Origin of the sequence: Streptomyces sp. NBC_01198 (assembly GCF_036010485.1) — a bacterium.
Taxonomy (GTDB): domain Bacteria; phylum Actinomycetota; class Actinomycetes; order Streptomycetales; family Streptomycetaceae; genus Actinacidiphila.
The window spans coordinates 924,783-937,240 of record NZ_CP108568.1; the positions used below are offsets into that span (position 1 = coordinate 924,783).

General features: G+C 70.7%; 12 protein-coding genes. 4 read left to right on the forward strand and 8 right to left on the reverse strand.

The window, feature by feature from the left end:
* Positions 1–135 precede the first annotated feature (135 nt).
* Positions 136–1,503: a CBM35 domain-containing protein gene (locus tag OG702_RS04135; RefSeq protein ID WP_327287504.1), complete on the reverse strand. Its 1,368-nt coding sequence runs from the start codon at positions 1,501–1,503 to the stop codon at positions 136–138.
* Between the two features lie 575 nt (positions 1,504–2,078).
* On the opposite strand from OG702_RS04135, the gene OG702_RS04140 reads away from it, so the two are divergent.
* Positions 2,079–3,251: a glycoside hydrolase family 75 protein gene (locus OG702_RS04140; RefSeq protein WP_327287505.1), complete on the forward strand. Its 1,173-nt coding sequence runs from the start codon at positions 2,079–2,081 to the stop codon at positions 3,249–3,251.
* Between the two features lie 301 nt (positions 3,252–3,552).
* Positions 3,553–4,086 carry a TerD family protein gene (locus OG702_RS04145; RefSeq protein WP_327287506.1) on the forward strand — a complete coding sequence of 178 codons (534 nt, stop codon included), beginning with the start codon at positions 3,553–3,555 and terminating at the stop codon, positions 4,084–4,086.
* 91 nt (positions 4,087–4,177) lie between these two features.
* Here OG702_RS04145 and OG702_RS04150 read toward each other — a convergent pair whose 3' ends face one another.
* Positions 4,178–4,849, reverse strand: coding sequence for an alpha/beta hydrolase (locus OG702_RS04150; protein ID WP_327287507.1), 672 nt, complete (start codon positions 4,847–4,849; stop codon positions 4,178–4,180).
* Between the two features lie 245 nt (positions 4,850–5,094).
* Positions 5,095–5,499: a winged helix-turn-helix transcriptional regulator gene (locus OG702_RS04155; protein ID WP_327287508.1), complete on the reverse strand. Its 405-nt coding sequence runs from the start codon at positions 5,497–5,499 to the stop codon at positions 5,095–5,097.
* Between the two features lie 163 nt (positions 5,500–5,662).
* Here OG702_RS04155 and OG702_RS04160 point away from each other — a divergent pair, with 163 nt between their 5' ends.
* Complete coding sequence (locus OG702_RS04160; RefSeq protein WP_327287509.1) at positions 5,663–7,102, forward strand: MFS transporter; 1,440 nt, start codon at positions 5,663–5,665, stop codon at positions 7,100–7,102.
* Positions 7,103–7,161: 59 nt separating this feature from the next.
* Here OG702_RS04160 and OG702_RS04165 read toward each other — a convergent pair whose 3' ends face one another.
* The 3 genes from OG702_RS04165 to OG702_RS04175 form a co-directional block, all read right to left on the reverse strand.
* Entirely contained in the window at positions 7,162–8,019 is an 858-nt protein-coding gene (locus tag OG702_RS04165) for an alpha/beta fold hydrolase (protein ID WP_327287510.1), read from the reverse strand.
* Between the two features lie 152 nt (positions 8,020–8,171).
* Positions 8,172–8,705 (reverse strand): carbonic anhydrase, encoded by a 534-nt coding sequence (locus tag OG702_RS04170; protein WP_327287511.1) that lies wholly within the window; start codon positions 8,703–8,705, stop codon positions 8,172–8,174.
* An 8-nt stretch (positions 8,706–8,713) separates the two neighbouring features.
* A complete protein-coding gene (locus OG702_RS04175) occupies positions 8,714–9,019 on the reverse strand; it encodes a hypothetical protein (RefSeq protein ID WP_327287512.1) in 306 nt (101 codons plus the stop codon).
* A 299-nt stretch (positions 9,020–9,318) separates the two neighbouring features.
* Between OG702_RS04175 and OG702_RS04180 the strand changes: the two genes are divergently transcribed.
* Positions 9,319–10,770: an MFS transporter gene (locus OG702_RS04180; protein WP_327287513.1), complete on the forward strand. Its 1,452-nt coding sequence runs from the start codon at positions 9,319–9,321 to the stop codon at positions 10,768–10,770.
* A 704-nt stretch (positions 10,771–11,474) separates the two neighbouring features.
* Here the strand turns inward: OG702_RS04180 and OG702_RS04185 are convergent.
* Together OG702_RS04185 and OG702_RS04190 are read right to left on the reverse strand one after the other, a co-directional pair.
* Positions 11,475–12,002 (reverse strand): SigE family RNA polymerase sigma factor, encoded by a 528-nt coding sequence (locus tag OG702_RS04185; protein WP_327287514.1) that lies wholly within the window; start codon positions 12,000–12,002, stop codon positions 11,475–11,477.
* Between the two features lie 87 nt (positions 12,003–12,089).
* Positions 12,090–12,422, reverse strand: a complete 333-nt coding sequence (locus tag OG702_RS04190) for a cupin domain-containing protein (RefSeq protein ID WP_327287515.1) — start codon at positions 12,420–12,422, stop codon at positions 12,090–12,092.
* Between the last annotated feature and the right edge of the window lie 36 nt (positions 12,423–12,458).

The window sequence follows — 12,458 nt, forward strand, 5'->3', positions numbered from 1 at the left end:
CGTGAAATCCCCGCGTGGCATGCAGGGTTGAACGCGGAGGAGCAGTCCGGCAACCTCGGCCTGACCGGGGAAGGCCGCGGGAGGAGGACGCCCCAGGGCGTGGGTTGCCCTGGGGCGTCGGGGGAGTCGGGGGGGTCAGACGACGATGCGGTCGAGGTTGGGGGCCCCGGCGGAGGGGTTGGAGAATTTGATGGTGTTGTTTCCGGCCTTGAGCTGGATGGTGACGTTCTTGGTGACCACGGTGTTGTAGTCGGGTGTCTCGGGGAAGCTGACGGTCTGGTTGACGCCGTTGACGCTCACGACGGCGGTGCGGGCCTGGCCGACGCTCATGAAGGAGATGCTCATGGTGTAGCTGCCCGCGGCGGGTTCGGAGACGGTGCTGAAGGTCGCCGTGCCGCCGTTGCCCAGGTAGCTGAGCTTCTTCCCGCCCGAGCAGTGCGCGCAGCTGGTGATCGTCGTGCCACCGGCCAGAGTTGCCGCCTCGGCCTCGTACGACACGTTCCCACCACCCGGCGGAGGCGTCGACGGCGGCGGGCTGGTGGGCGGCGGGGTGGTGCCGCCGGTGATCTTGTCGAAGATCTGGGAGTACGCGTATCCGGTGGCCTTGTCGTAGCTGTCGACCTCCCAGAAGGACAGCTCCTGGACGCCGTTGGTGGCGGCGAAGGCCTCCAGCGTGGTGGCGTTGGCCTGGGTGAAGTTCTCGTTGTCGTCGTTCCGGCCGGCGATCGGAGTGAGGCCCAGGCGTCCGTAGGCCTGCGAGGTGGAGATGCCGTAGAGGCTCGCCAGCTGCGCGGCGGTGCTCTTGGCCGCGGACAGCGCGTCGTTGAGGGCGTTCTCGCCGTCGCCGAAGTCCATGGTCATGATGTTGACCAGGTTGACGTTGACGCCCTTGCTCTTGGCGTCCTTGAGCAGGTTCAGCGTGTCGGACTCCAGGCCGGACGGGTCGACGGCGAGGGTGTAGTCGACTTGGACGTCGGGGTTCTGGGCCTGGAGGGCGGCGAGGGCCTGGTTGCGCCGGGCGTTGGCGGCGCTGTCGCCCAGGGTGTCGCCTTCGATGTCGAAGTCGAGCCGGGTGATGCCGTACGTGTTGACCACGCTGGCGTAGGCGGCGGTGAGTGACGAGACGGCCGTGCACGTCTGCGCCAGTTCGCCGCCCTCCGCGCCGCCGAAGGAGATGATGACGTCGCCACCCGCCGCCTTCAGGCTGCCGACCTGTGAGGTGAAGGCGCCCAGCGCGCTGTTGCCGGCCTCCCACTGGGGAGTACAGACCGACTTGGGGATGAGGAAGGCCAGGGTGTAGTCCTTCAGCCCGGTGGCCTTCATGTCGGCTGCCATGTCACCTGCGGTGCCGCTGGAAAGCTCCAGGTAGGGCGCCGCGTAGTGGGCGGGGAACCCGTTCGTCGCCTGGGGACTGGCGCTGGCGGTCGCGTTGATGCTCATCGCCACCGCTGCTGTCGGGAGTGCGGAAGCGCCCAGCACTTTGGCGAGTCGTGACCATCTCACGTGTGTCCTCCAGAGGGGATCGGGACGGGGCATGCCCCGGGGGGTCAGCTCTCGGCCCGCGTGAGGACCGGAGCTGTGACATGCGGGTGATCTGGGAGAGCCGACGCGCAGCAGGGTGCCGACGCCGTACGCAAGACGCGACGGGTGGTGCTGTAGTGACGTTGCGTCCGCAGCGCCCGCAGTCAATCCCTCCGTGGGACGGCCCGTCAAGACAATGGGATGGAAAGTTTCCTAACAGACCTGTCCTGTCAGGGAAGTGCCCGGATGGTCGGGGGTGACGCAAGTGGCCGTCGTGGAGGGCCCCTTGGCCGGTCCCCGTGCAGGCCGCCGACGGGTCCGCTCCGGCGCACGCGCACCCAGCCGCGGGGTGGCCGGCGCTTGACCTGCACGTTCGAAGGCCGACTCGGCGTCGGGGCCGCGAGCCGGTCACCCGCTGGAGGTATGGACTTAGTAAAACTACTTAACGAGATGATTGTTCGACCGGGGTCACGAGTGCTTCTATTCGTTAGGAAGCATTACTAACGATTGACGGAGGGCCCCACACCGCCATGTCATCGATACGTACGCGCCTCGTTGTGGCAGCCGCCGCAGCCCTGGCGCTCGCCGTCCCGCTCGCCATCGGCAACGCCGATGCCGCGACGACCCCGACAACAGCCAAGGCGGCCCCGGCCGCCACCTCGTACACCGCCGCCCAGGTACTGGCCGGCGTCCAGCAGAACTCGACGGCCGCCAACCAGGTCAACTCCAAGCCCCACATCAACACCATGACGCGGGCTCAGAACGTGAACGTGTACCAGGTCGCGAGCGGCGTCTACGCCTACAGCTCCGGCATGGCCATCGACACCGACGGCAGCGACTCGGATCCCGATCCCGACCACCAGGGCGAGACGACCTGGGAAGACAGCAACGGCCAGGCCCTGGGCGCGCACCACGTGCCGTTCTACGTGCTGGGCGACGACTGCTGGGACCGCACGTCCCCCTGCCCGCACTTCTACTACAAGGAACGCGGCATGACCGGCCGCCAGTTCGCGCTGATGTTCTACAACGGCAAGGTCATCGGCTCGATCTTCGGCGACACGCAGACCGCGAACAACCAGACCACCTCGGACAACGACTCGCGCGAACTGGGCGAGGCGTCCGTGAAGGCGGCCCAGCTGCTCGGCATCCCCAGCAGCGGTACCACCGGCGGTGTCGACAACGGCGTGACCGTGGTGATGTTCTCCGGCTCGAACTGGGTCGTCAACGGCAGTAACGCCAACCTCAACACCAACACCCAGGCCCTGGTGCAGACCGCCCTGGACAGCCTCGGCGCGAGCATGAACGGCGGCACCACCCCGCCGCCCACCACTCCGCCGCCGTCGACGCCTCCGCCGGGTGGTGGGAACGTGTCGTACGAGGCCGAGGCGGCAACTCTGGCCGGTGGCACGACGATCACCAGCTGCGCGCACTGCTCGGGCGGGAAGAAGCTCAGCTACCTGGGCAACGGCGGCACGGCGACCTTCAGCAACGTCTCCGAACCCGCCGCGGGCAGCTACACCATGAGCATCTCCTTCATGAGCGTCGGCCAGGCCCGCACCGCCGTCGTGAGCGTCAACGGCGTCAACCAGACCGTCAGCTTCCCCGAGACACCCGACTACAACACCGTGGTCACCAAGAACGTCACCATCCAGCTCAAGGCCGGAAACAACACCATCAAATTCTCCAACCCCTCCGCCGGGGCCCCCAACCTCGACCGCATCGTCGTCTGACCCCCCCGACTCCCCCGACCGGTGGCCCACCAGCCACCGGTCACGACCCATTACCCGAAGAACCCCCCCGCCAGGGTCATGCCCCTGCCCTGGACAGGGCAGGAGGAGAGCAGGGCCCCACGGCTCCGGTCCGCACCTCGGACCCACCGCGCCGGACGGCACAGCCCGATGGCCGGGTTGGCCGGAAGACGCCGCTCGAAGCGGTCCGGCGCGGGAAGGTCTGGACAACAGGGGACGTGCGAGGCGTAATCGAGAACGAGAGGTGGCGACCGACGTGCCGCCACCGAGGGGGAGGCGTCCGATGAGCGGCCTCAGTAAGGGCATCGAACGGGCCGAGGCACGGCTGAAGTGGGACCCGAGTCCGCTGGGGGCTCCGCCGAGCGATCTGGATCTGATCGCCGCGACGTACCGGGTCGGGGCGGAACACGGCGACCCGGCGTATCTGGTCGCCTTCGGCAGCCGGTTCTCGCCCGACGGCACGATCTGGCTCAACCGGGACAGCACCAACGGCAAGGGCCTGGGCTTCGACGAGGTGCTGACCCTCGACCTGGGCCGGCTCTCTCCCGAGTACGGCCGGGTCGTGGTGGCCGTGGCGATCCAGCAGGGCTTCGGCCGGCTGGAGTTCCAGACGGTGGCCAACCCGGCCTACCAGCTCGTGACCGGCTACACCGTGCTGGCCGAGGGCGACTTCACCTCGATCGGCCCCGCCACGGGGGCGACGCTGGCGGAGTTCACCCGCGCCCCGTCGGGCGCGTGGGAGTTCCACAGCCTGCTGGTCGGCTATGACGCCGACCCCGACACCCTCAGCCGGACGATGGGCCACCGGTCGGCCTGAGCGCCGGCCGCACCGGGCGGTGGGTGCGCTGAGGGCGGACCTGCCGGCCCGGCAGCGTCCCCACCGCACACGGCGGCGTCGATGCCGCGGCTCACGTCGTGGCGAGTTCGATGAGATGGCGGGCCGTGCGGGCAGGTTCGACGACCTGATGCAGGTGCGCGCCGGGCAGGTGGGCCACCTGCCAGCCGCGTTCCCGGGCCTCGGCGGCAGGCTCGTCGTAGGGAGGGCCGAACAGCAGGTAGGCGCAAGGGTGGTCGTCCCAGCCTGCGGGCACGGGGATGTGCTGCTCGTAGTAGGACAGCGGCAGGGTGGGCTGCTCCTCGATGACCGTCTGTCGCACCGCCGGGTCGGAGAACATGGGCGCGACGTCGGCCTCGTCCCACCAGTCCGTCCAGCGCGGCAGCCTGCCGTCCACGGCCATCGGGCGCAGGAATGCCAGCAGTTCGGGTGGGGCGACCGGGGTCGGACCGTGCCGGGCCGGCAGTGCGGCATCGACGAAGATCGAGCTGGTCACCGGATGGTCCAGGCCCGAGCGGATCGCGGGGAGGAACAGGCCTGCGTTGCTGTGTGCCACCAAGGTGACGGGCGTGTCGACCGGGACATGCCGGAGGTCGTCGTGGACGGCCTCGGCGATGCGGGGCCAGAACGGCGGCGCGCCCGCGCCGATGTGCAGCAGTGACGGGACCCGAACCTGGTATCCCGCCGCTGCCAGCTCTTCGGCCACGGGCCGCCAGGTCGAGGGGCCCACGGACGGACTGTGCACGAGAACGAATGTCGGCTGCATGCGTCGATCCTGTCGCCCCCGCCGTCGCAGGCTCTACCGGCTTGGCTGAGAGCAGAACTCCGGCACCGGCAGGTGCCGATACGGCCTCGCGGGGCGGCCGTTCACAACCCGACGGTGACGCAGCCGAGCTGAGGTGTGTCCGGAGCCGAAGGGCAGCTGGACGGTGATCCCTTCTGGAGCCGGGTTGATCGCGAACTTCCTGCCCGAGATCGGGTCCGTCCGGGTCAGTCGTGGTCGGCGGACGTGAATTCTATGGTCTCCCTGGACACCTGGCCTCCGCAGTGGTGGCAGGACCTGTCGATTTCCACGTCGTGCCCGCAGGAGTGCTTGATCGCCACCGATGACTCCGCGTCGGTCCATTTCAGGCCCCACTGGAAGAGGTGGAGCAGTATCGGCTGCAGCTCCTTGCCCGCCTCGGTGAGGTGGTATTCGTACCGGGGCGGGTGCTCGCTGTACTGCCGGCGCTCGACCACTCCGGCGTTTTCCAGCTTGCGCAGCCGGTCCGCGAGGATGTCACGCGAGGCGCCGGTGTATCCCGCGATCTGCCCGAAGCGGTGCACGCCGTACGTCATCTCCCGTACAGCCAGCAGGGACCACCGCTCCCCCAGAACTTCCAGGGACGCCGCCACCGGGCACTCCCGTACGCCAGTCGGGCGATCCTCCACGGGCCCCCTCTTTCCGTGATCTTCGTGCGTCCGCATACTTCCATCCTACTCTGTTGTCGTTTCCAACTCACTCCTGCTACGGTCGCCCGAGTCGGTTGGACATCGCAACACACTAGGAGTGGCCACCATGATCAACACGGAGCGAGCGCCCGCATCGGAGCGCCAGGCGCTGCCTGACGTCCCCCACGACGCGTCGTCCGCCGACAGCCGGCGGGCCCGCTGGGTGCTGATCCTGGGCAGCCTCGGCGCCTTCATGGTGTTCCTCGACACGACGATCGTGAACATCGCCTTCGAGACGATCAGCCGGAGCTTCCACACCGACACCGGCCGCCTGGCGTGGGTCCTGAACGCCTACAGCCTGGTGTTCGCCGCCATGCTCATTCCCGCCGGCCGGGTCGCCGACCGGTACGGGCGCAAGAGGATCTTCATCGTCGGCATCGCCGGGTTCGCCCTGATGAGCGCCCTGTGCGGGCTGGCGCCCGGCGCGGGAGTGCTGATCACGGCCCGGGCCCTGCAGGCGGTCTTCGCCGCCCTGGTCGTCCCCTCCTCGCTCGCCCTGGTCCTGCACGAGTACCCCGGCCCCCGACGGCACATCGCCATCGGCGTCTGGGGCGCGATGGCGGCCGCGGCCGCCGCGGTCGGTCCCACCCTCGGGGCGCTGCTCACCGAATACGCCTCATGGCGGTGGATCTTCCTGGTCAACGTCCCGATCGCGGCCGTGATCATCCTGCTCGGCAGGCGACAGCTCCGGGAATCCCTGGACCCGCGCGAGACCGGCATCCCGGACCCCGTCGGAGCGGTCCTGGTCGCCGCGATCCCCGCGCTGCTCAGTTACTCGATCATCGAGGGCCCGTCCCGCGGCTGGTCCGACTCCTGGGTGGTGGCCGGGTTCGTCCTGGCGGCACTCACCGTTCCCGTCTTCCTGTGGCGCACCTCGAAGGCCGCACGGCCGGTGATGGACCTCTCCCTTTTCAAGGAGCGCCAGTTCCGGGAGATCAACATCGCCACCCTGCTGTTCGCGACGGCGTTCTTCGGGCTGCTGCTGAGCAACCTGATATTCCTGCAGACCGAGTGGCACTACTCGGTCCTGCGGGCGGCGCTCGCCAGCGCCGCAGGACCGGTGGTCGTCACCGTCGTGGCCCGCTCGACGACAAAGCTGGCCAGCGTCATCGGACACCGGCCCGTGCTGCTCGCCGGCGCGGTGACGTGGGCCCTGGGCTGCACCGGGTTCGCGCTGTCCGTGCACGCCTCTCCGGACTGGCTCGGGCACTGGCTGCCCTGGACCGTCCTCACCGGCCTGGGGATCGGCCTGACCCTGCCCGTCCAGTCCGGCGCCGCCGTCGCGAAGCTGGCCCCGGCGCAGTTCGCCCTCGGCTCGGCGATCAACTCCAGCTTCCGGCAGCTCGGCGCGGTCCTCGGAATCAGCCTCTTCGTCGCCCTTATGGGCACCGGCGGACTCGCTCACTTCCACCACATCTGGTGGGTGTTCGCCGCCCTCGGTCTCGCCGCCGGCCCCGTCCAGGCACTGCCCGGCCGCCGGGCGGGGTCGAGAACCCCCGTGCGGTGACAGCCCCTCACCAGGTGCGCCCCCGTGCTGCCGGACGCCGGGCGATCGTCGGGGGCGTCTCACCCCTTCAGCAGGGAGGCGACTTCCGCCGGGCGGTCGGCCTGGACCCAGTGCCTGGCCCCCTCGACCAGCGACAGCCGCGCATGCGGGAACAGCTGGGCCAGATGGCGCGCCACCCCGGGATCGAGGTCGGTGTCCTCCGCCCCGAAGATCACATCGACGGGGGTCTGCACCGACGACAGCTCCCCTGCCGCCACCGCCTCGTCCTGGGCGGTCAGGTCCGCCGGAATCCTCGCCGTCCAGGCACGAATCGCCTCCACCGCGTTCGGACGACCCCGGCCACCGACGAACTGCGGCAGCACGGCGTTCGCGATGACGTCCTCCGACGTGTCGTAGCCCAGGCCGGCCGCCGTGTGCGTGAGCAGCCACAGGCCCTGAGCAGGTTCTGCCAGCATCGCGTCCGTGAAGCCTGCCAGCGGGCCGTCGGAGAACAACTGGATCATGTCCGGGAACGTCAGCGTGTCCGAATGGCCGTAGAAGCAGTTCATGAGGGCGATTCCCGCCGCCCGGTCCGGGTGCTTCCTCCCGTAGTCCACGGCCACCGGGCCGCCGCCGTCGTGCCCGACGAGGACCGCCTGCGCGATACCGAGCTCGTCCATGACGGCAGCGGTCTCGTCGACCCGCTGCGACGCGCCCATCGGTACGGTCTGCGAGCGCTCGGAGTCTCCATACCCCAGGAAGTCGAAAGTGACGACCCGCCGCGGCGAGAGCTCAGGAACGAGGTTCCCGTACACGTAGGAGTCGTCGGGATACCCGTGCATCAGCAGGAAGGCAGGTTCCTCGCCGGCGTGGTCGACGGCGGCAACCCGGCCGTAGGGCGTGGAGACCGAGTGCTCGATCGTGGCGGACGCAGTCATCACTGACTCCTGTTCCGGCCTCTTCCGGCCTGCCGGGGATGACGTCACCACTGCGCTCCGAATAACGCTAGCACCGGCGAGGAACGTGTGCGTGCCGGTGGAATGCGGGTGCGAGCCCGGTCAGCGCCCCCGGTAGGGGACGGTCTTCGCACTCAGCCCAGCGGGGTGGCCGGGACGACCGTCTCGACCAGGCCGCTGGAGACGTCGTAGACCAGGCCCGACACCAGGAAGCCGGGCCCGCCGGGGATGTCCTGCTTGACGACGTCGACATCTGCGCGGACCGAGCCGAAGGGGTCGCTGACCGACTTGGTGTCCAGTTCGACGGGCGCGATCTCGAAGTATTCGGCAAGCATCTCGGGGAAGGCCGCGAGATCGGTCATCCCGCAGTCGGTGTGGTGGAGGATGACCAGGTTCCAGTCACCGGGCACCCGGCTGTCCTGATGGGCCTGGCCCACTTTCCCGAGCATGCCCATCGTGCGCAGGGTCGCGGGGGTGATCCTCCCGCCGACGTTGCGGATGACGGCGGCCTCCCCCAGGGACAGGCCCAGCACGTGGGAAGGGTCGACGCGGGGGTCGACGCATCCGACGACCGTCAGGTTGCCGCTGGGGTTGATCCGCAGGCCGGCGCGGAACCGGTCCCGGGCGAACACGGCGTTCCGCGAGATGAGATTGCCGGTATCGGTCATGGTGAGTCCTAGCCAGGACGATGGGCGCGGGAGGGGAAGAGCTTGCGGCCCCGCACGGCAGGGCTGGAGACGGCCCAGGGCTGGACGACGGTCTGCGTCCGGCCGGTTGCGACGTCGTGGACGAGTCCGGAGACGCGCACGCCGGGTACGCGCGGGTTGTCGCGCAGCGCGGCGACGTCGTGGGCGACGGAGCCCCGCGGGTCCACGCAGCCGATGATGATCGTCTTCAGCCGGGGCATCAGCCGCGGTTCCGAGTAGGCGCCGGTGGCGGCGAAGCCCGCGTTCCGGCTGGTGTGGGTTTCGACGACGCCCACGGTGCGTTCCTCCACTAGTGAGTCCGGACTTACGGCTTGGCCTGAAGGAATGGGGCGAACTCCACGCTACGGACGCGGAGCCGAAAGCCGTGTTCCGCCACAGCTGCGGCGCCGAGCTTCACCCGCTCAGCATGTGCGGCGCGTGCCGCCAGGACATCGCCCGCGGCGACTTCGAGGCCGACGGAGGCACCCGCCCGCCGCGCCTCGTCCGGTAGGACGTCGATCCGCGGTCATCTCGTTCGTCGTCAGTTCGGACCCGGATCTCCGGGGCCGTGGACAACGCAGACGGAGGTTGCGGGATGGACACGCGGGAGCAGGGCGCACGGTCGGTCGGTGGCGGGAGCGGGCGGTGGCCGGCCACCGCGGTCTTCTTCCTCAACGGGCTGACGCTGTCGACGTGGATCGCGAGGCAGCCCTCGCTGAAGAGCGCGCACCATCTGTCGGACGGACAAGTGGGGCTGCTGGGGCTGCTGTTCGCGCTGGCCGCCATCGTGTCCATGCAGTTCGTCGGGCCGCTGGTGGCCCGGGTGGGCAGCCGGCCGGCGCTGCGGGTGTCGCTGCTGGTCATGCCGCTGCTGCTGGCGGCGGCCGGTCTGGCGGGCGGTCTCGGTGCGCTCGCCGCCGCGACCGTCGCGCTCGGCGGCGTGCACGGTACGACGGACGCGGCGATGAACGCGCACGCCGTCGCCGTCGAGCGGCGTACCGGACGGCGGATCCTCAACGGCTGCCATGCCGCGTGGAGCGTCAGTGCCGTCGTGGCGTCCCTCGCCACGGCCGGGCTGTCCCGGGCCGGTGTCCCGCTCACCGCGCACTTCGTCGGGGCGGCAACCGTACTGGCCGTCGGCGGGCTCGTGCTCGGTCCGCGGCTGCTGCCCGCCGCGGCGGATCGCCGGAGCGGCGCGGCTCCGGGGCGGGGCGCGCGCGGACGCGGCGTCGGGCGGCGGGACGCGGACCGCTCGGGCGGTGGCTGGAGGGGGGCCTTCGTGGCCCTCGGGTTCGCCGGTACGGCCCTGATGATCTGCGAGGGGGCCGCGCTCGGCTGGGGGCCGATCTTCCTGCACGACGGGCGGGGCGTCTCGCTGGGCCTCGCCGCGACCGCCGTCACGGCCTACGCCGCGGGCCAGACAGCAGTACGCCTGGTCGGTGACCGCCTGGCCAACCGCTACGGCGCCCCGAGGGTGTTCCGCGCCGGCGGGCTCGTCGCGGCGGCGGGGCTCGGCCTGGCGGTGCTGGTGGCCGACCCTGTGGCCGCGGTCGCCGGGTTCGCCGTGATGGGCGCCGGGATGTCGGTCCTGCTGCCGCTGGCCTTCAGCGCGGTCGGCCGGGTGGAGGGGATGAGCACGGCGACCGCCGTCTCGCGCTTCACCACCTTCACGTACACGGGCGTGCTGCTCGGTCCCGCGGCGGTGGGGTGGGCCGCCGAACTGACCGGTCTGACCCGCACCCTGGCCGCGCTGCTCCCCGTGCTCCTCGCCGTCGCCCTGCTGACCCGGCTGCCGGTCGGCGGCGCCGGTGTGCCGGACGGCGGTCATGGCCGGCGCGCCGCCTCGGCGGACGTGGCCACGACCGGCGGCCGGCGCCGCCGGCACCCGTCAGAAGTGTGCGGCCTTACGGAAGGACTTGGTGTCCCGCAGGATGACCCTGCCGCCGGCGCCGTACTCCGTGACCACGCCGGTGAGGCCGTGCTGCGCCCGGACGGCGAACCAGCGCCGCGCGGAGCCGGCGACCCGGACCATCGGCAGGTCGTGTGACGAGCCGTCGGACCAGCGGACGCTCACCCGCCGGACGTCGTCGGCGACGGTGCCGACCATGGTGCGGGTCTGCTGTATGCGCGTTTCCGGACCGATGAAGTCGCCCGACGTGCCCATCCCCACGGTGGACGGGTCAGTGGTGCTCTCGGACGGCCCGGCGTCGTCGTAGCTGGGGTTGGGGTAACGCTTGCCGTCGAGGCTCCCGGAGAGCTGGATGTGGTCCTGCTCGAACTGCGCCGGCACCCAGCTGTCGTCGATCGGCCCCCAGCCCGGCGGGAACTTCTCGTCCACCGCGATGGCCCGCAGTTGCGCCAGGGCCTCGCCCTGCGTTCGGGGAGCCGGCCACAATCGTGCCGAGACCCGCCAGGTGTGGCCTTGGTTGTCGGTGCCCTGCCCGATCAGCACGCTGGGCGAGGGCGCCATCGGGTCGGCCGCGGGAGGAGTGGTCGTCCTGGCAGGTTCCGGTCGGGCCGTAGTGGCCGCGGGGACGGCCGCGTGGTGAGCGGCGGTCCCCGAAAGCGCCACCGCGCCGCCGACGGCGGCCACGGCGAGCGCCGCGGCCCCGGCCAGGGCCGCGCGGCGCCTGACCAGGCGGCGGCGGCCTCCGCTGATCAGCGACGTGTACGACGGCGCCGGGGGCAGCGTTTCGCTCTCCGCGAGCCGTGCGAGCAGGGTGCCGATGGCGCCGGTGTCGTCATCGTGGGTCATTCGACGCCTCCTGTCGGGGTGAGGTTGCCCAGGGACGGGGCCAGGCGCAGCCTTGCGATGCCCCGGGACGCCTGGCTCTTGACCGCGCCGACCGAACAGCCCATGGCCGCTGCCGCCTGGGTCTCGCTCAGGTCCTCCCAGTAGCGCAGCACGACTGCCTGGCGCTGGCGCAACGGCAGCGCCGCGAGGGCGGCAAGCAGCACCGGGCGGGTCTCCGCCCAGCCGCCCCCCGCCGCTGCCGGCTCCCTCGGCTCCGGCACGTCCGTGACCAGCGACTCGCGCCGCCGGCGCCGCAGGAGGCGGGAGTGCTCGTTGATCATGATCCGGTGGACGTAGGCGTCGGGCTCGTCGGCCCGCTCGACGCGTTGCCAGGCCACGTAGACCCGCTCCAGGGTCTGCTGGAGTAAATCCTCGGCCGCGTGCCGGTTCCCGCAGAGCAGGAAGGCAGTACGGAACAGATGCGTACGACGGCTGGCGGCGAAACGCACGAAGTCCTCGTCCCGGCCCGCTGGTCTGTCTCTCATCGGCGACCTCCTCAACCCATTGAGTCACCGGGGGCGGCAAACCGTTGCCTGCGGGCGCCGCCTCATCCGTCGGCCGGAGCCTCGTCCCTACGCGTCAGGACCGGCCGGCTCCGCGAGGTGGGGGCGGCAGTAGCGGCGGACCAACTCCGCGTGGTCGGGGAAGAGCCGCACCAGGTGGTCCGCCGGGGCCAGCGTCATGTCGGCGTAGTCGAACCCGGGTGCGACGGCTTCGCTGATCAGGCCGTGGTCCCCGTCGGTGAGGTGGGATGCCTTCCAGACGCCACCGGGCACAGCGAGGGAGAGGACCTGCCCCTGGCCAGGATCCTGGCCCACTACGGCGCCGCGGTACCGGCGGAAGTATCCGCCCTCCACGTGCTCCTCCAGGCCGAGCGTCTCGATCCAGTGCTCTGCTGTGATCATCCCGTTCTCTCCGTGATCTCGTGGTGTTGTGACGGC

What these genes read in the sequence shown, in the direction of transcription:
- OG702_RS04170 (WP_327287511.1), bottom strand. Translation starts at nt 8,705, where the DNA reads ATGACCGATACCGGCAATCTCATCTCGCGGAACGCCGTGTTCGCCCGG.
- OG702_RS04185 (WP_327287514.1), bottom strand. Translation starts at nt 12,002, where the DNA reads ATGAGAGACAGACCAGCGGGCCGGGACGAGGACTTCGTGCGTTTCGCC.
- OG702_RS04165 (WP_327287510.1), bottom strand. Translation starts at nt 8,019, where the DNA reads ATGACTGCGTCCGCCACGATCGAGCACTCGGTCTCCACGCCCTACGGC.
- OG702_RS04190 (WP_327287515.1), bottom strand. Translation starts at nt 12,422, where the DNA reads ATGATCACAGCAGAGCACTGGATCGAGACGCTCGGCCTGGAGGAGCAC.
- OG702_RS04145 (WP_327287506.1), top strand. Translation starts at nt 3,553, where the DNA reads ATGAGCGGCCTCAGTAAGGGCATCGAACGGGCCGAGGCACGGCTGAAG.
- OG702_RS04160 (WP_327287509.1), top strand. Translation starts at nt 5,663, where the DNA reads ATGATCAACACGGAGCGAGCGCCCGCATCGGAGCGCCAGGCGCTGCCT.
- OG702_RS04180 (WP_327287513.1), top strand. Translation starts at nt 9,319, where the DNA reads ATGGACACGCGGGAGCAGGGCGCACGGTCGGTCGGTGGCGGGAGCGGG.